19 protein-coding genes and 1 pseudogene are annotated in these 17,489 nt (G+C 60.6%); 6 read left to right on the plus strand and 14 right to left on the minus strand.

The window, feature by feature from the left end:
• Positions 1-133: 133 nt before the first annotated feature.
• Positions 134-586, minus strand: coding sequence for a hypothetical protein (locus tag P3T22_RS00575; protein WP_063498159.1), 453 nt, complete (start codon positions 584-586; stop codon positions 134-136).
• 15 nt (positions 587-601) lie between these two features.
• Positions 602-970 carry a hypothetical protein gene (locus P3T22_RS00580; RefSeq protein WP_429323926.1) on the minus strand — a complete coding sequence of 123 codons (369 nt, stop codon included), beginning with the start codon at positions 968-970 and terminating at the stop codon, positions 602-604.
• Between the two features lie 479 nt (positions 971-1,449).
• On the opposite strand from P3T22_RS00580, the pseudogene P3T22_RS00585 reads away from it, so the two are divergent.
• Together P3T22_RS00585 and P3T22_RS00590 are read left to right on the plus strand one after the other, a co-directional pair.
• Positions 1,450-1,866 (plus strand): annotated as a pseudogene (locus P3T22_RS00585) (cation:proton antiporter); the annotation flags it as partial.
• A gap of 43 nt (positions 1,867-1,909) precedes the next feature.
• Positions 1,910-2,668, plus strand: coding sequence for an SDR family oxidoreductase (locus P3T22_RS00590; protein WP_429323927.1), 759 nt, complete (start codon positions 1,910-1,912; stop codon positions 2,666-2,668).
• A 727-nt stretch (positions 2,669-3,395) separates the two neighbouring features.
• Here the strand turns inward: P3T22_RS00590 and P3T22_RS00595 are convergent.
• The 10 genes from P3T22_RS00595 to P3T22_RS00640 form a co-directional block, all read right to left on the minus strand.
• Entirely contained in the window at positions 3,396-3,761 is a 366-nt protein-coding gene (locus P3T22_RS00595) for a response regulator (RefSeq protein ID WP_028196001.1), read from the minus strand.
• A 20-nt stretch (positions 3,762-3,781) separates the two neighbouring features.
• Positions 3,782-4,753, minus strand: a complete 972-nt coding sequence (locus tag P3T22_RS00600; protein ID WP_063498155.1) for a chemotaxis protein CheX — start codon at positions 4,751-4,753, stop codon at positions 3,782-3,784.
• Between the two features lie 44 nt (positions 4,754-4,797).
• A complete protein-coding gene (locus P3T22_RS00605) occupies positions 4,798-5,337 on the minus strand; it encodes a hypothetical protein (protein WP_063498154.1) in 540 nt (179 codons plus the stop codon).
• Positions 5,334-6,068, minus strand: coding sequence for a methyl-accepting chemotaxis protein (locus tag P3T22_RS00610; protein ID WP_063498153.1), 735 nt, complete (start codon positions 6,066-6,068; stop codon positions 5,334-5,336). Before P3T22_RS00610 ends, P3T22_RS00605 begins: the two co-directional genes overlap by 4 nt.
• Positions 6,069-6,123: 55 nt before the next feature.
• The gene (locus tag P3T22_RS00615) at positions 6,124-8,514 is read right to left on the minus strand and encodes a HAMP domain-containing protein (protein WP_429323928.1); all 2,391 of its coding nucleotides are present in this window, start codon (positions 8,512-8,514) and stop codon (positions 6,124-6,126) included.
• Positions 8,515-8,620: 106 nt separating this feature from the next.
• Complete coding sequence (locus P3T22_RS00620; protein WP_429323929.1) at positions 8,621-8,833, minus strand: hypothetical protein; 213 nt, start codon at positions 8,831-8,833, stop codon at positions 8,621-8,623.
• Positions 8,834-9,303: 470 nt separating this feature from the next.
• Entirely contained in the window at positions 9,304-9,552 is a 249-nt protein-coding gene (locus P3T22_RS00625; RefSeq protein WP_063498150.1) for a hypothetical protein, read from the minus strand.
• A gap of 376 nt (positions 9,553-9,928) precedes the next feature.
• Positions 9,929-10,447: a hypothetical protein gene (locus P3T22_RS00630; protein ID WP_063498149.1), complete on the minus strand. Its 519-nt coding sequence runs from the start codon at positions 10,445-10,447 to the stop codon at positions 9,929-9,931.
• Between the two features lie 223 nt (positions 10,448-10,670).
• A complete protein-coding gene (locus P3T22_RS00635; RefSeq protein ID WP_063498148.1) occupies positions 10,671-11,150 on the minus strand; it encodes a DUF1348 family protein in 480 nt (159 codons plus the stop codon).
• A 13-nt stretch (positions 11,151-11,163) separates the two neighbouring features.
• Positions 11,164-11,865, minus strand: a complete 702-nt coding sequence (locus tag P3T22_RS00640; protein ID WP_063498147.1) for a TetR/AcrR family transcriptional regulator — start codon at positions 11,863-11,865, stop codon at positions 11,164-11,166.
• Between the two features lie 109 nt (positions 11,866-11,974).
• Between P3T22_RS00640 and P3T22_RS00645 the strand changes: the two genes are divergently transcribed.
• A complete protein-coding gene (locus P3T22_RS00645; RefSeq protein ID WP_429323930.1) occupies positions 11,975-12,625 on the plus strand; it encodes a YceI family protein in 651 nt (216 codons plus the stop codon).
• Between the two features lie 84 nt (positions 12,626-12,709).
• Here P3T22_RS00645 and tdh read toward each other — a convergent pair whose 3' ends face one another.
• Entirely contained in the window at positions 12,710-13,741 is a 1,032-nt protein-coding gene (gene tdh / locus P3T22_RS00650; RefSeq protein ID WP_063498145.1) for an L-threonine 3-dehydrogenase, read from the minus strand.
• Positions 13,742-13,754: 13 nt separating this feature from the next.
• Positions 13,755-14,954: a glycine C-acetyltransferase gene (locus tag P3T22_RS00655; RefSeq protein WP_429323931.1), complete on the minus strand. Its 1,200-nt coding sequence runs from the start codon at positions 14,952-14,954 to the stop codon at positions 13,755-13,757.
• A gap of 169 nt (positions 14,955-15,123) precedes the next feature.
• On the opposite strand from P3T22_RS00655, the gene P3T22_RS00660 reads away from it, so the two are divergent.
• From P3T22_RS00660 to P3T22_RS00670, 3 genes are all read left to right on the plus strand, one after another.
• Entirely contained in the window at positions 15,124-15,750 is a 627-nt protein-coding gene (locus P3T22_RS00660; RefSeq protein ID WP_429323932.1) for a helix-turn-helix domain-containing protein, read from the plus strand.
• Between the two features lie 114 nt (positions 15,751-15,864).
• Entirely contained in the window at positions 15,865-16,263 is a 399-nt protein-coding gene (locus P3T22_RS00665) for a DUF2471 family protein (RefSeq protein WP_063498142.1), read from the plus strand.
• Between the two features lie 63 nt (positions 16,264-16,326).
• Complete coding sequence (locus P3T22_RS00670) at positions 16,327-17,409, plus strand: tyrosine-type recombinase/integrase (RefSeq protein WP_063498141.1); 1,083 nt, start codon at positions 16,327-16,329, stop codon at positions 17,407-17,409.
• Positions 17,410-17,489: the final 80 nt, after the last annotated feature.

Below are 17,489 nucleotides of genomic sequence, written 5' to 3' on the forward strand. Positions count from 1 at the left end.
GAGTGTTATGGACGATTGCGTAAATAAGCACCGGGTTCTTTGCATAAATATTCCCTGTAATGCAAATACCGCGGCGGTCGGATCGAGCCGACGCGAACGCTTCATGAACCCGCGTGGCCCAACCAATAGCGGCTCAGGGAAGCTTAAAGCGCGGCGGCAGATCCGACTCCTTGTACACGTGTCGCAAATCTGCCCCACCTATGCGTTTGCCCGCTTCCATGACCATGAGGCCATCACCTGGCTCGGGATAGGCCACAAGAGGCTCTCCATCGAGACGATCGATGTCGAAAGAGTCGAGGACATAACCTGACTGCGTCTCCACCGCACAAGCATAAATCAGCACTGGCACGCCCTCGTCAACGCAAACCAACTCGCGCGCGAGCGTAATGAAGCCACCACCTGAAATTCTGATTTCATCGTGACTGATGGCCAGACAGTAGGGCACATTGACCTCATGGACCGTGCATCGTTCAACCTGATTTTTCCACCTTAGTACGTGAGCGCCATAAAAAGATTCGTTCGCTGCAAGAAGAAACTGCAGAAGCAGACGTTCGTGGCTTGCTAATGGTCGTTGCATGGTATTCATCAAACAGTGCTCCGATTACTTGCCCGGTATCCGAATCGAGCCAACTCTAAATCGGACGGTACAACGCGTGCCTGCAGCATGGCCATTGCCCGGATACACCGGGTCAGCGACGGGACAGCTCGCTTCTGGTTCTTCCGTAGTGGGTGTCGCGCACCACGCGTCGATAAGCGGCAAACTAACGCAGTTGTAGTACTGCATGCCGCCTGGCACGCCGGCGTGAGCATCCCACCGGCAGGTGGGCGAGCCCGGTTTTGCGCCGGTTGCTGTCCACACCACGTTGCAATCAGCCGCGTTTGCGCCGAACGCGAACATAAGCAACATGAATGCGGCCAGCAGGCGGGCCGCCATGCCTGCCGGACTCTCAGTAATTCTGCTGTTTTTCATTGTCGTCCTTATTAGTTGTACTTGGTTAAAGCCCAAGCACCCTATAAGGAGCATTCCACCTCGACTATCCGACAATTCCTAAAATTACGATCTCATTGCATATTCACAAATATGCTTTCACTGGAGTTCGCAACAATTCGTAGGACACCACACGAGCGCCTATCAGTCATCAACACTCACCACCGGTGATAACAGGAATAGCGGACGCGCATGGGGAATCGCGGGGGAACGCGCTCAGCGGCCTCAAGCGGACTCTCCCTCTCCAGAGAAAAGCGGGCGACGCCGTACGGACCAACCGTCCGAGCGGACGCCCTAAAGTTATCCCCAGTTTTCGTTCATAAGGCTGTGGACAACTTGCGCACAGCCAAGCCAAGTGCTTGATGCCACAGGCGTATCGCCCGTGGGCTCAGCCGCATGCACACGCCCCGCCCCGTGATACAAAGAAGCTCCCACGCTTTGCCACTCGTCGAGGCTCCCGCATGTCCTCCGTCATGGGCTTCAAACTCGTCCTGCTGTCGCTCGTCGCGATGATCGGTCTCCAACTGCTCGCCAAGCGGCTGTGACTCCCACCGGCCGCGGCACTTCCGGTCGGTGGCGCTGCGATGGCCTTCGTGCTGGGCCTGCCGACCATCAACCTCGATCCCGAGCTGGTCCTGATCGTGTTCCTGCCGCCGCTCCTCATGGACTGTGCCTACTTCTCCGTGTGGGACGAATTCAAGCGCAATCTCGGTGGCATCCTGCTGCTTGCGATCGGCGCCGTCGCCTTTACGACCCTCGCGGTCGGCCTGGTCGTGCATTGGGTCGTGCCGTCCTTACCGTGGAGCGCGTGCTTCGCGCTGGGCGCGATCGTCTCGCCGCCTGACGCCATCGCCGCGAAGGCCGTACTGGAACGCGTGAGAAAATGGCGCTCTTCTCAAGCCAACGATCACAAGGAACGACATGTCCACTTCTTCTCCAATCCGCGCGATCGTTACCGGTCACACTCGCGGCCTCGGCGCATCCCTCGCTGAACAACTGCTGGCGCGCGGCGTCGCGGTACTGGGTTTGTCCCGCTCGCGTCATGCCACGCTCAAGGAGCGTTTCCCTGCACTGCTCGAAGAAATCGAACTCGAGCTTGCCGATCCCGCGCGCGTCGCGCAGTGGGTCGCAACCGATGCACTGCGCAGCTTCGTCAGCGGCGCGCAGACCGTACTGCTGATCAACAATGCGGGCACGGTTCAGCCGATCGGTCCGATCGAAGGCCAGGACGCCGCGGACATCGCCACCGCCGTGAGCCTGAATGTGGCCACGCCGCTGATGCTGGCGAGCGCGCTCGCCGCGGCCGGCGTCGACGCGACCGATCGGCGCATCATGCATATCTCGAGTGGCGCGGCGCGCAATGCGTATCCCGGTTGGAGCATCTACTGCGCGACCAAGGCCGCACTCGATCATCACGCGCGCGCCGTTGCACTCGACGCGAATCGCGCGCTGCGCATCTGCAGCCTGGCGCCGGGCGTCATCGATACGAATATGCAGGCGGAAATTCGCGGCAGCGGCACCGAACGGTTCCCGATGCGCGAAAAATTCGAAGACCTCAAGCGCAACGGCCAGCTTTCGACACCGGAGCAATGCGCCACCCAGTTGCTCGATTACGCCTTCAGCGATGCATTCGGGAAAACGCCGGTAGCCGACATTCGCGAGGTCGCGAAGCAAGGCTGACACACGAGTACAACGCTCCCGTAAAACCTCACCTTTGGGCTGATCCGCCGATACTCGCACGCCGGGCGCAACTATCGCGCCGCGCTCGGCCGCCCCCAAGCCTGGCAAATTTTTCCCAACTCTTTCAACACGGAACGTGATTGGGGACCGCTCGCAAAGCCACGGTGCGATGCGCGGATCAGCTCCCGAAAAATCTCACCTTTGGCACGGAGCGACTGGGGTTCGACGCGAAGTGTCCATCTGACCGCCCCCGAAAAAGCTCACCTTCCGAGCGTGGGGGCAGGCCGCAAAGGCATGCTGGGCGTGGCACCGGTGGTCCAGAACAGGCTACTCCCGCAAACCCTCACCTTTGGAAGTGGCCGGGTAATCTGCATACCCAGGTAAGAGGCCGTGTGTGTCAGGCGCTTGCACTTAGTGCCTGACAGTCAGTGCGCGCTGCTTGTTCACGGCCCATGCGTCACTGATTGATCGACCCGGGCCTGGGTGGTGAGGCGCAATGAAGCGGCGCAACTCACGTGTCCGCTATCGCGTCACGCTCCCGAATATTCTCACCTTTGGATAAGCCAACGCGCCGGCACAGTCCGCCGTCATCATCGCGACGGCTGTTTTTTCACGTATTTAGCGTGTTTTTGACGGGGGCCGTGATCGCGAAGCTTGCTTTGCACAACACCGCCGCGCGGCTCCCGAAAGTTCTCACCTTCGCCAAACCCGGCCGCGCTTGCCGTGTCTAGCTCGCCAACTTGCGGAACGTTTCCAGCACTGCGTCGCCCTTGAACGGCTTGACGATCCAGCCTTTCACGCCAGCCGCCTTGCCGCGCTCTTTCATCGCCGGGCTGCTCTCGGTCGTCAGCATGATGACGTTGACGGTCGTGTTCGCTAGTTCACCGCGAATCTTCTCGACCATCGTCAGGCCGTCCATGTTCGGCATGTTGACGTCGCTGATCACCAGCTTGATGCCGGGGCTGGCCTTCAGTTTGGCGAGGCCGTCCTTGCCGTCCACCGCCGTGTCGACGTCCAGGCCGTTCTTCTTCAGAAAGCCGGCCACTTCGTCGCGCACCGTGCTCGAGTCATCCACCACCAGAATTTTCGACATGTTTTTTCCTATGACAACATTCAAAACAGATCCAGTTCGCCCGCTTCGACCATCGCGCCGACATCGTTCGTGACTTCCTTGAAGTCCTCCGGCGACCAGCTCAGGCTGAACACAAAACGTTGATGCAGCTTGACCGAACGGCCAGACTGCGGGTCAGTCAGCGAGTACATGAAACACAGCTGCGGATTGCCGCTGCCAAACGAGATGTACTTGTGCTTGTGATTCACCAGCAGCGGCACCTGTACCTGGCTGCGCAACCAGGCGTCCGCATCGCCGACATAGCGGTTCCTGAACGAACCCCAGATCAGATTCGTCACCTCACCGAGCACGCCATTCAGATCGCGGAAGTTTGCTTCGCCGTCTTCCGCGTTGTCGATCATCCGAGAGCGATCGAGCAGTTCGAGAATCGGCGCTTCTTCCGCCTGCATCATCATGTAGCCGCGGCACCACGCGCTTTCCAGCGGAATCAGGCTGAACACCTCGCCGAAGATAATCCTGTCGCGCACGATATACGGCGTGTCGCACGTGATGCTCAGGTTCTTGAACACGTCGCCGAGAATCGCCTGCGTCATGTCGGCAATGCCACGCACTAACGCGTTCGGATAATCCAGGCTGAAGATGTATTCGTCGATCACCTTCCGCAAGGGCGCCATATCGTGCGCGACGTACGTTGCGCAGACCACGCGGCGCAAGCTCTCCGGCAAACCGTCGACACTCGGATCATGATCCCGCCGCATGATGATCGGCAACTCGGGGCGCACCGCATTGATCCTGATCGCGATCTCGGCGCTCGCTTCGGCCGAGCCGCCGTAGCCTTCGGCGAACAGAACCGCGCCCAGATCGATGTTCGAGCGCAGCACCGACTGCAAGCGGTTCTTGCCGACTTTCACACCGACCAGATTGTTCTCGTCGCAGAAGCGCTTCAGCGCCTCTTTGTGCGCCGGGCAGTCGTCCAGCACCAGCACCTTGCTGACCGGTTTGTTCATGTTCATTTCGCGTTCCTGCTCACTGCAAATATCGGCGTCGTGGTCGACAGTTAAAACAACTCCAGCTCACCGCTGGAGTCTTCGATCGTGCTCGTGTCCGCCACGAAGTCGATCGGCGCATGGGCGCACACGCATATCGTCGCAGCAAGCTGCACGGAACCGCCAAGCGTGATCGAATACGACGACAGCAAACCCGGCTTCAATTCCGGCAGATGCCCCAGACAACGCGCGCTCAATACATAGGGCGTCGACATGCCGAGGTCCGGGAAGTAATGCAGCAGTTCCTGATTCATCGCGCCACAGCACAAATTGCAGATTTCCAGAAACGCTTCCTGGAACGGGCGTTCGTCGGACTCTTTCAGGTAGTAGTTGCGGGTGCTGTCGCTTTCGTCGAAGTGAAGGATCAGCAGTAGTCTGAACACAATCGACGAGATGGTCAGCACGACCACCTGGGTGTCCTTCGTTGCGCCTGTGCCGGCCCCGGCGAGCGGCGCGATCTCGCACGCATCGCCGGAATCCAGCGGCAGGCGCGCCTGTGCCGCTTTGCGGAAAATGCGCTCGAAGCTGTCCTTGGCGTTGCCCGTGATCACATCGGCACCTGGTGCAGCTTCGAGTGAAACTGGTTGGCGAGCGATTCGACGCTCGAGAGCGACGCCGCGATCATCTTGCCGCCCGCCTGGATGTCCTGGAAGGTGGAGGTGGTGGTCAGATCGTTGCGGTGCAGGCTGTCGCGATAGCTTTTCGACAATTCCTCAGAACGCGCGGCGAGCGCCCGGACCTCGCTTGCCACCACCGCGAAGCCGCGTCCGGCCGGACCTGCACGCGCGGCCTCGATCGACGCGTTCAGCGACACGATCACCACATGCCGGACGATCGACGACAGCTCCTGATTCTTCGCGTGCATGTCGTGGTTCTGCGTCATCAGCGAGATCATCTGCTCGTGCCAACGCTCGAATGTCGCGCCGAGGCTCTTCAGACGCGCGGCTTCGCCGGCGATCTGTTGTGCCTGATGCGCCCACTGGTCTTTGTCGTCAGTGGCTGCTTTCAGCGTTGCGCGCAGCTCGTCGACGCTGGCCGATTGCTGCCTCAGCTCCTCACGCAACTGCGCGGCCAACGCTTCCATCTCTTGCACGGCCTGTTCGCGTTCGCGGATCGCTTCACCATGGTCCGCCTGTTCCGCCGACAGCGCTTTGATCCGGACATCGGCTTCGGCGGAGAGCCGTGCCGTCAGCCTCGTGCTGTGCAATTTGTGCGCGACCAATGCCAGCAGCGCGGTCACCGCGCTGCCTGCCACTGCCGCCAAGACGTACTGTTGAATCACAACCTATCCTTCCAAAGTCCGTCGTGAAGCGCGTCAATCCGCGTTCGACCGACGTTCAAACCGTTATCGCGTCAAATTGCACTTCGCCGGCATCGCCGCGCGCTTCCACACCCAGCGTATCGACAACAACGCTATCCGGCAGGCAGACAATCGTCTGGAACTGGCGGAACGATGCGCCCTTGTGATCGTCGGTGAAGCGCAGTTCGATGCGGCCGTTCTCGCGCTTGAGGAAATCGCGCACGGCGTCCATGCCCACGCCACGGCCCGACACTTCCGTGACTGTTGCTGCGGTTGAGAAGCCCGGCCGGAAAATGAATTCGGCAATGGCTTCGTCGCTCAGTTGTTCGTCGCTGCCGATCCAGCCGCGCTCGACGGCAATCCCGCGAATCCGTTCGAGCGCGAGGCCGCGGCCGTCGTCGCTGAGCGTGATCTGCAGCGCGCGGTTGTCGACGCCCACTTCGATATCGATCGTGCCAGCCGGCGTCTTGCCGTGTGCGCTGCGCGCCTCGACGGTTTCGATACCGTGGTCCATCGAATTGCGCAACAGATGCATGAACACGTTGTTCAGCGTGCCGGCCGCCTGGCCGCGCAGACGGTAGCCGTTGTCGTCGATACGCACGGTCGGCGCCGGCTTGCCCAGCTCTTGTGCGAGCGAAGGCAGCGAGTCCAGCACGCCGGACAGCGCGTCGCGCACGCTTTCGCTGCCGAGCGCGCGCAAGGTTCGGCGCATCGCATCGCGCATCGACTGCAATTCGTGGAGTTCGCCGGCGTTCGTCTTGTCCAGCATGCTCAGGGTCTGCTGAATCTGGTCCTTCTCGACCATCACGTAACGGCCCGCATTGCCGGCGTTGTTTGCGCCGGCTTTGGCCTTGCGGCCGAGGCTCTGTTCGTTGATCCTGGCGTAGCTCTCGATCGCCTCGCGCACGCGTGTCAGTTCCTGCATCAGGTGTTCCTGATCCCACGAGCGGTCCGCGTCCGGTTGGCGCAGTTCGTGATAGCTCTGCTCGGTTTCATGAACGACATTGGTCAGATGCGCCAGGTTATAGGTCCGTGCATTGCCCTTGATGGTGTGCATGTTGCGGAACAGTTCGGCGATCGCCGCATGGTCCGCTTCCGAATGCTTGCGGATGATGCGCTCGTTCTCGCTGACAAAACCCGCGGAGCTTTCGATGAAGTGATGGAACTTCTCTTCGCTCACCGCGAGAATCTCGCCGATCATGTCGAGACGGCGGCGCTGTTCGCTGGCTTCGGCAGCGAGCTTGCGCAGTTCGGTGACGTCGCGCACGCACAGCATCAAACGCACGATGACGTCGTTTTCGTCTGTGATCGCCGACCAGCTAAGGTCGAGAATCTTCACCCGGCCATCGGCCATGCGCTTTGAAATTTCGCCGACCAGCAAATGCTGATTGAACGCGAAGTTGATGCAGTCTTCGCCGAGGCACGCATGTGCGGCTGCATCCACTTGCGAGAGCACGTCCGAACCGAGATCGGTATCCGAGAACACCAGATCCATCAGGCCACGCCCGGCGATGTCTTTCGTTTCGAAGATGTCTTCCAGATACGCCGAGTACTCCGAGTGAATCACGGCGCCGTCGATCACCGTCAAAATACCTTGCTGCATGTTCTGCAACATCGCCTGGATATCGGCGGTCTTCTGCTTGAGTTGCGCCGAGCTTTCCTGGATCTTTTCGATCATGCCGTTGAAGGCGACGATCGAATGGCCGATTTCATCCAGCCGGCCCACCGGCACGCGCCGCGTGAAATCCTGGCTCGACGCGATCTCGCTCATCATGGCTTGCATGCGGCTAAGCGGACGAGTGATCTGACGGTAGAGCAGCGAGCCGATCGAGGTCAGCAGAATGATCGCGATGCCGGTGACGATGGCGATGGCCGTCGTGGTGGTGGAAAGCGTGGCGTTCAGTGCGGTGATCGCCTCGTCTTTCTGGCGGTTCTTCTCGACGCGCAGGGTTTCAACGATGCCTTCGAGTTCGTCGCGATACTGCGCGACGTTGGCGAACAGATAGGCTTGCGCCAGCTCGTTCTTGCCGTCGGCCTTCATTTTCGCCGTCTCGGCGATAGCGGAAAAGTAGTTCTCGAGGCTGTCGTTGGCCTGGGAGACGAGGCCTTGCTGGGCGTGGCTCGCGGCGTCTTTGGCCTGCAGCGCGAGGGCCTGTTGCAACGAGGCCTTTTTCTTCTTCAGTTCGTCTTGTGCCTGGGCGACCATGTTGGCGTCCGGCGCGTAGACCAACGTCATGGTCGCGAGCTGTACGTCTTTGACTTGCGAGACGAGGTCAGCGGAAGCCAGCGCGCTGGGCACAACGCCTTCCGTCACCTTGCGCACTTCGGCTGCGCTGCCGCGCGTCTGATACACGGCGTAGCCGCCGATCGCCGACAAGGCGACAAACATCAAGACAACCAATAGCGTGATGCGATGACGGATAGTCATGTGAACCCCCCGGGTGTGGCCTTTTGCGTCGGCCCTCGATCGGGGCAGCGCGTTCTTTGCGAAATCTGGTCGTGTCTACAGCACAGGCCATTATTCCGGTCGCATGTTACTGAGCGATGACTACGGTGTTTTTGAGCACGCCCGAGGGGTTAAATATTCTTCTAAAGTTTTTGGTTTTGATGCCGTTATTTAAAGCCCATTTATTTGCGCATTGCGGTGCGTAGCGCTTTTGCAAAAGCTTTTGCAAAAGCGCGCGTTGAGCGTCGGCGTGCGGCATGAGTGCCGCCTTGATTTCTTCGCCAAAAGCGCCGGGCGTCATGGGAGAAGTTCTCCATGTGACTGGGAAAAAAACTCGCAGGTGGCTGCGTTCGGGGAGGCATCCCGAATCTTCTCACCTTCGAATCGAAAGTGCATCGACAGGTAGCAACATTGTCACCGCACGCGCTCCCGAATGTTCTCACCTATGGGTTTTCAGCTTCCCTGCTGACCGCCCCGTGCCGGCTGGCACTCGCGGCGTGCGAGTACCGCAACGGCCATTGCGCGCCGGTTGTGGAGGCGAGCGTCCACAAGGAGGACTCCCTGGAAATTCTCACCTTTGGCTGTGTTGACGATATTTCCTGGCGTTCCTCACCTTTGACAACGACGATGCCATCTCCTGGAATTCCTCACCATCCTGAAATCGCTCACCTTTGACTGGATGGCCGCGCAGGATGCGCTGACGTCAGTCACGCCTCCCGGCTCGGGTCCGTTTTGTTTGCCGTCGTTATCCCGCGCGACCTCAGTTTGTCTTTAGCTCCCACCGAAGAAGATATTGCATTGTGGGTCGATGTTGCAGGGCTTCGTGTGTTTTGCGCCGCTCTGCATTTTCGTGTCGGGCATGCCACCGTATCCCTGCGTCGCCGTATCGGAAGGGGCAGGCTGAGTCGCTGCGTTTTCCTGCTGGGCTGGTTGTTGAGTCTCCGGCATGCTTTGCGAATGCGCAAACCCGGCCATGACAAGCAATCCGGCGGCAGAAGCCGCCATCAGGTGTAATTTCATTTTTAGCTCCTAAATTAAGGGTGCGTTTTTCACCGATGTGATTCGTTATCCTCGTGCCCGGACGTCGACATAGATCGGAAATTTTCGGACGCGCGAACGCTCTTCGGGTCCGCGGGCGAATTGCCCGAGGCCAAAGTTTTAGGTGGTTATGAAAATACGGAGAGCAGTGCGCCGAGCCGAAGTCCCGGGGCGCAAGGTGGCGTGCGAACTGGCAGTGCCAACGGATTTTGTGGACCCCTCGACACGTAATAATCGCCCTGCAAATACCTGTTATAGCGTGTGAGATGCCGAAGTGATAGCGAATATTTTCGCCGGGGTCCGTCCGCGCGCCCGCAAGCGGCTTTTTACGCCAGGCACGGGACTTATTACGCCAGATTTAGAACTTCACCTTCAACTGGAACCCGATCGTGAATGGAAGATCGTCCGAGGGGATAGGCGGAATCACAATAAAGTTAGCCCCGACGCGCTTATAGTCCACCATCACGATCGGCGCAACCACCGGCCCGATCGTGTGGTTGCGACCCAGGCCCCAATTGCCGTAGTTATAGCCGGAGATGATCCCGCCAATCGCCGCGATCCGCACGATGCCCCAGTGCGCGAACTCGGGCGCCCAGACGCCGCCGCCATAGTATGAAGGCCGCCGCAGCGAGTTGCGAAAGCCGCCAGCAGTCAGCGCCCATTGATTGTTGAGCCAGCATTCGACGCCAAGGCCAGGATTGAATTGCTCGAAATGAGTATTTGGGTCGGGGTTGATGTGATAGGAACCGAGCATTGCATCGACCCATACGCCGCCCTCGCACCAGTTGCCCGCATAGGCCGCGGAGGCCGCAGCCAAGCTCGCGACGAGCGCCACGGCGGTACGCCGAATATCCTTCCTGATCTGCCGAAAATGCATGTGCTCTCCGTCACCGGTCGAGTGCCGGTGTCATCCATGTTCCAGGTATTCCTGCTTGCCGCCCGTCGCGCACTGTACCTCAACCCGCGCTGGCGATGTGGAGGACACGCTCGGGCGCGCGGGCACAGGACATGCCCCGCGGCGCAGATGCAGCCATAACGGAGAACCGATGGCAGAGCGGTGAGCACCCGGCAGGTGGCCACCTTCGATGTCGGAGAAATATCTAGAGGCCGAGGTCGGACAGGCCGGGATGATCGTCGGGACGTCGGCCGAGCGGCCAATGATAAAGACGCTCGGCCGCGCGGATCGGCAGATCGTTGATGCTGGCATGACGGCGCGCCATCAGTCCGTGTTCATCGAACTCCCAATTCTCGTTGCCGTATGAACGGAACCAGTTGTTCGAGTCGTCGTGCCATTCGTAGGCAAAGCGCACGGCGATGCGGTTGTCCGTGAATGCCCAGAGTTCCTTGATCAGGCGGTAGTCGAGTTCCTTTGCCCATTTGCGGCGCAACAGTCCGACGATCTCCGCGCGTCCTTGCGTGAACTCGGCGCGGTTGCGCCAGACGCTATCCAGCGTATACGCGAGCGACACGCGCTCGGGGTCGCGGGTATTCCAGCCGTCTTCCGCGGCGCGCACCTTCTGGATCGCGGTTTCGCGTGTGAACGGCGGGAGTGGCGGGCGGGTTTCGATCGAGTCAGCCATGGTGGTTTCTCAGTCAGGTGGCGGTGCGCCGGGACGGCGGCCGTTTGCTTGGGGCTGTGCCTCGCGACTTGCCCGCTGATCGACCTGCGAGTGGGTCCGATTCGCTTGCGGACTCGGTATCGAGCAAGGCTTCTGCGGCAGCTTGCGCGTCGAGCGCGGCGTCGGCCTCGCCGCTCACCAGCGCCACGGCGATGGCGCCGTCGAGCAGGATCAGCCATTGGCGCGACAAGCGCGCGGCGCGACGCGCGCCCATGCCCGATTCGGCCGCGTATTCATTGCACTGGGTTAGCACGAACGCGAGCAGGCGTTCCTTGTGTTCGCGTGCGACGATCCGGATCGGATCCTCCGCGGAGGCGATTTCGCCGGCGGCGTTCAGGAACGCGCAACCATGAAAATCCTCCGACGCAAACCATTCGCACAGCACATCGAACATGCCGAGCAGGCGCGTGCGCGCAGTCTTGCCATGTTGCCGCGTGCCCGCGATAAACCAGTTCATCCAGCGTTCGTCGCGCCGCTCCAGCGCGGCGGCGACAAGCGCGTCTTTCGATTCGAAATGCGTGTAAAAGCTTTTGCGCGCAGTGCCGGACTGCTTGACGATCGCGTCGACGCCGGTTGCATGGATGCCGCCGGCGTAGATCAACGCTTCCGCAGCGTCGAGCAGCCTTTCACGCGCGCTGCCGGACGCAGCCCATTCAGTCGGGTTTTGAGTAGCCATGCGCGAAGGGTAGAATGATCATTCTCCTTCGTCAAATTTTTGTGTGCTTCGGCGTGTCGGTTACGCTTACTGTTATCGTGGTGACGATCGATCAACTGGAACGAACCTCATGAGTCGCTCTACTATCCGCACAACGTTTTTAGGTGCGCTGCTCAGCGCAACGCTGCTGACGGCAATGGCCTGTACGCCGGTGCGAGTGCTCACCCATACGGTTAGCCAGAACGAGGCGCGCGTGCCGGCCGGACGCTACGACCTCGACCCGGACCATTGCAGCATTACCTTCGATATCGATCACTTCAAGTATTCGCGCTTCACCATGCGCTTCGACCGCAAGCAGGGACAGCTCGACTGGAACGAAGGAGGGCTGGACAGGAGTAGCGCAACGATCACGATCGACGCCGCGAGCATCGATACGAATGTGCCGCTACTCGACAAGATGGTAAAAAGCGCGAGCATGCTCGACGTGTCGCGCTATCCGGAGGTGCGCTTCGCCAGCACGCGCTTTGAGCGCACCGGCGAATCGCGCGGCACGTTGACCGGCGATCTGACGATTCACGGCATGACGCAACCCGTGACGCTCGATGTGACCTTCAACGGCTTCGCGCCCGATCCACTCACGAAGAAAGACACGCTCGGCTTTTCCGCAGACGGTCATTTCAGCCGCGCGAAATTCGGTTTGTCGACGTGGTACCCGGCTGTTGGCGACGATATTCATGTGCGCGTTCAGGCTGAGTTCGTTAAAACGCCCGCAGGCGCATGAGCGCGGTGCGGGCGTTTGGTTTCAGACTCTGCGTTTCAGGCTTTGCATTTCAGCGGATGCGCCTGCGTGTGCCGTTTTTTTAGCTCACGCGGCGGTCCAGTCGAGAATCACCTTGCCGCTCTCGCCTGATAGCATCGTGGCGAACGCCTCCTGATAATCGTCGACCTTGAAACGATGTGTGAGGATCGGCGACAGGTCCAACCCGCTTTGCAGCATCGCGACCATCTTGTACCAGGTCTCGAACATCTCGCGGCCGTAAATGCCCTTGATTTCGAGGCCCTTGAAAATGACCTGGGTCCAGTCGATCGCGGTCTGCGCGGGCGGAATGCCGAGCAGCGCAATCTTGCCGCCGTGGTTCATCGCTTCGAGCATGCTCGTGAAAGCGCTCGGTACACCTGACATTTCCAGCCCGACGTCGAAACCTTCGGCCATGTGCAGATCCGTCATCACGTCGCGCAACGATTCACGCGAGACGTTCACCGCACGCGTCGCGCCCATCTTGCGCGCGAGTTCGAGGCGATAGTCGTTGACGTCCGTAATCACCACGTTGCGTGCGCCGACGTGTTTCGCAATCGCCACCGCCATGATGCCGATCGGCCCCGCGCCGGTGATCAGCACGTCTTCGCCGACCAGGTTGAACGACAGCGCCGTATGCGTGGCGTTGCCGAACGGATCGAAGATCGCGGCGAGATCGTCGGAGATTTCGGGCGGAATCTTGAACGCGTTGAACGCGGGAATCACGAGATATTCGGCGAATGCGCCTTCACGATTTACGCCGACGCCTACCGTATTTCGGCACAGATGCCGGCGTCCTGCACGACAGTTGCGACAGAAGCCGCAGGTGATATGTCCTTCGCCCGACACGCGATCGCCGATCGCAAAGCCACGTACTTCCTGACCCATTTCGACGATTTCACCGACGTATTCGTGGCCGACATGCATCGGTACCGGAATCGTCTTTTGTGCCCAGTCGTCCCATTTCCAGATGTGGATATCGGTACCGCAGATTGCGGTGCGCGTGATGCGGATCATCACGTCGTTGTGACCGACTTCGGGCTTCTTCACATCCGTCAGCGTGAGGCCCGGTGCGCGTTCGAGTTTTGCCAATGCTTTCATGTGCGCCTCCGCTTCAGATAATGCCGAGTTGACGGCCGACTCGCGCGAATGCGTCGACGGCTCGATCGATTTGTTCCGGCGTGTGCGCGGCGCTCATTTGCGTGCGGATGCGCGCGCGGCCTTTGGGCACCACGGGGAACGAGAAGCCGATCACGTACACGCCTTCCTTCAACAACGCGTCGGCCATGTTCGATGCGAGTTGCGCGTCGCCCAGCATGATCGGAATGATCGGGTGTTCGCCGGGCACGAGCGTGAAGCCGAGCGCACTCATCGCGCGGCGGAAGTGCGCGCCGTTGTCACGCACGCGCGCGCGCAGTTGCGCACCTTCGTCGCTGGCGAGCAATTCGAGCACTTTCAGCGAGGCGGCAGCGATGCTCGGCGTCAGCGTGTTCGAGAACAGATAGGGGCGCGAACGCTGACGCAGCAGATCGACCACTTCCTGGCGCGCGGCGACGTAGCCGCCCGACGCCCCGCCCAGCGCTTTGCCGAGCGTGCCGGTAATGATGTCGACGCGCGACAGCACACCGCAATGTTCCGGCGTGCCGCGCCCATGTTCGCCGACAAAACCGACCGCGTGCGAATCGTCGACCATCACCAGTGCGCCGTAGCGGTCGGCCAGATCGCAAATGCCGACGAGGTTGGCGATGATGCCGTCCATCGAAAACACGCCGTCGGTCGCGATCAGCTTGAAGCGCGCGCCGGCGGCATCGGCTTCTTTCAGCCTGGCTTCGAGATCGGCGAGGTCATTGTTCTTGTAGCGAAAGCGCTTCGCCTTCGAAAGCCGCACACCGTCGATAATGCTCGCGTGGTTCAGCTCGTCGCTGATGATGGCGTCGCTTTCGTCGAGCAGGGTTTCGAATAAACCACCGTTTGCATCGAAACAGCTGGAGTAGAGAATGCAGTCGTCGGTTTGCAGGAATGCGGCGAGCGCTTTTTCGAGGTCTTTGTGCACGGTTTGCGTGCCGCAGATGAAACGCACCGACGCCATGCCGAATCCGTCGCTATCCAGGCCAAGCTTCGCGGCCTCGATCAGCCGTTCGTCGTTGGCCAGACCGAGATAGTTGTTGGCGCAGAAATTCAGCACTTCCGTGCCGTTCGCGAGACGCACGTCAGCCGACTGCGGGCTGGCGATCACGCGCTCGTTCTTGTAAAACCCGTCAGCGCGGATCTGCTCGAGAGTGCCGCGCAGATGGGCGAGGTAAAGGTCACGCATGAACCAGACTCCTGAAAGGGTGATGCGCCTGTGGACGACATGCTCGGCGCGTGGAGCATGTTCGGCGTCGAGGCGGGCTGTTATAGTCGGTTGTCAGTTTTATCGGATATTTTCGTTTTTTCGAACTAAAATCCGGTATGTCGAACAACTCTAAACGATAGGTCAGTAAATGGCAAGTTCGGGAATCCGCCGCGCAGCAGCCAACGCGGCACCCACTTCGGGCGCGAGTTCGGTCCCGGCGATCGCGGCGCCGCCTCGCGTCGGCGAGCAGATTCAGCGTCTGCGCGCCGAACGGCGCATGACGCTCGACGACCTGTCGCGCGCGGCCGGCGTATCGAAATCGATGCTCTCGGAGATCGAACGCGACAAGGCCAATCCGACGATCGCGGTCGCCTGGCGTCTGACGAACGCGCTCGGCGTCAGCCTCGATTCGCTGTTCGCGCCGCAGAAGGCGCCGAAGGCGATCGCCGTCTCCGGCCCTCACGACATCCCGACTTTGAGCGGGCACGAGGCCAAGTACCAGTTGCGTGTCTGGGGGCCGATCGAATTGGCCGGCAAGTTCGAGTGGTATGAACTGACGCTGCAGCCGGGCGGGGCGCTGGTGTCGAACGCGCACGAACCCGGAACGCGCGAGCATCTGACCGTGCTGCAGGGATCGATCGAGATCGAGGCGGCCGGCACGACGAAGCGGCTCAAGGCCGCGGACACGGCGCGCTACGTCGCCGACGAGCCGCACGCAATTCGTAACGCCGGAAAAGGCGAGGCGAAAGCGCTGCTAGTGGTGATTCACGGCTGAGGGGCGGGCGCACCGCTGCTGGTTGATGTCGGAGTTGGACTGAATTGTCGTTTGGGCGAGGTTGCACCGGACACTGTATATTTGTACAGTATGGGGTATCGACTGGAGCCGATAATGAACGACCTGACCACCGACCAAGCCGAGCATGCTCTGGCCGCGCTGCGCTATCAAACCGCGGCGCGCGATCTTGAACACATCGTGCGCAATATCGCTGCGCGCTACATCGTCCAGCAGGTCCCACTCTCGTGGCGCCTGCTACACGCAATCGAAGCCGAAGCATTGGCGGATCTCGGGTTTGCCAGCCGACACGACGCAATCATGCTTGGCCTGTTCCAGCGGCCGTCCGAGCTGCCTTATCCGGAAACGGACGAGGCGGTCGACTTCGGCACCTCCACCGCGTTGCCCGCGGTATTCGCGTTTGCCGTCTCGGCCTATGAAGAGGCGGCACGCCGCGCCGCGCAACCTGCCTCTAAGGGCGCTCCGCTAAGGCACGCGCGGGCGTGGGGCGACTGACTCAAGCGCTGTACTTTCGTCGGCTGCCACCTACAATACGCGCAACTAACGGAAAAATAGCGTATGTCACCTCCTCATCTGTCCGACCCGGTCCCGCGCCCTGCACCGTCAACCGATCTCTTCGATCGGGAACGCGACGACTGGCGCCGCGATCCGCAAATCGCGTTCGACGCATGGCTTGCCAAGCAGCATTTCAGGCGCTCTTCCGCTGAAGTCTATCAAGCGCAGTGGGGGCTTTTCCTCGACTGGCTTGCCGTTCGTCAAAAGAGTCTGGTCACGGTCGATATGCAAACCATCGCTGAATTCGTGGGCGGCCTTGCGATCCGAAAACCGCAACGCGTCAGGTATTTGCGACTCATTGAACGGGTGCTTGATCATGTCCGCGAAATCGAATCCGCGTCGACCAATCCTGCACGCTTCATTGCTCAGGATGGCGAAGCAGCATGGCGAAATGCACGCGACAACGAACCGACCGGTTTTCTTAACCATGCCGAGCGAGCCGCGCTCATCGCGCATCTGTTTTCGCCCTTGCCGGCCTTGTCCGCAGCGCAACGCTGGAGAGAGCGACGCGATCGTGCCTTGATTGCGGTGTTTCTCGGCGGCGGACTCAAGACGGGCGAGGCCGCGGTGCTTACGGTTAGTTGCGTGAATGCCGGCTCACCCTGGGTCACGATCGAGTCCGCAAATCCGATGCTGACGCGGCGGACCCGGCTCGCGCCTTTCGCAGCCGCCATTCTCGACGCATGGCTCGCCGAACGGCGCCTCTCCGAATTGGCCGGCAATCTGGTCTTTCCCGCTTCGCCTTCAGGACGCCCGATGCACAAGGCAACAATGCTGCGCGCAGTCGACGCGTTGATCGACGCGGCTGGAATTGCCGCGTCGCGAACCTCACGCGCCAGTCCACAAACTTTGCGCAATACCTTCGCGGCGGACCTGTTCGAGAGCGGGGTTGAGGCAGAACTGGTCGGGCAATGGCTGGGATTTGTGCAGGCAGTGTCCGCCAACCGTTTGTATCGGGCGTGGCAAAGGTGGATGGATCAGCAGGATTCGCCGGTCGTCAATGAGCCGGATCCAGCCGCGCCACCATTGCCAACACCCAGGCTCGACGGGCGTTTGACGAGAAAAGGGGGATCGGCCGAACCCTGAAAAACCTCACCCTTGGGGTCCCGAATTTCCTCACCTTTGACGATTTGGCCGTTAGAACGTCCAGAACGTCCGCGCCGCGC

This window comes from Paraburkholderia sp. GAS348 (assembly GCF_050434205.1).
Lineage (GTDB): Bacteria > Pseudomonadota > Gammaproteobacteria > Burkholderiales > Burkholderiaceae > Paraburkholderia.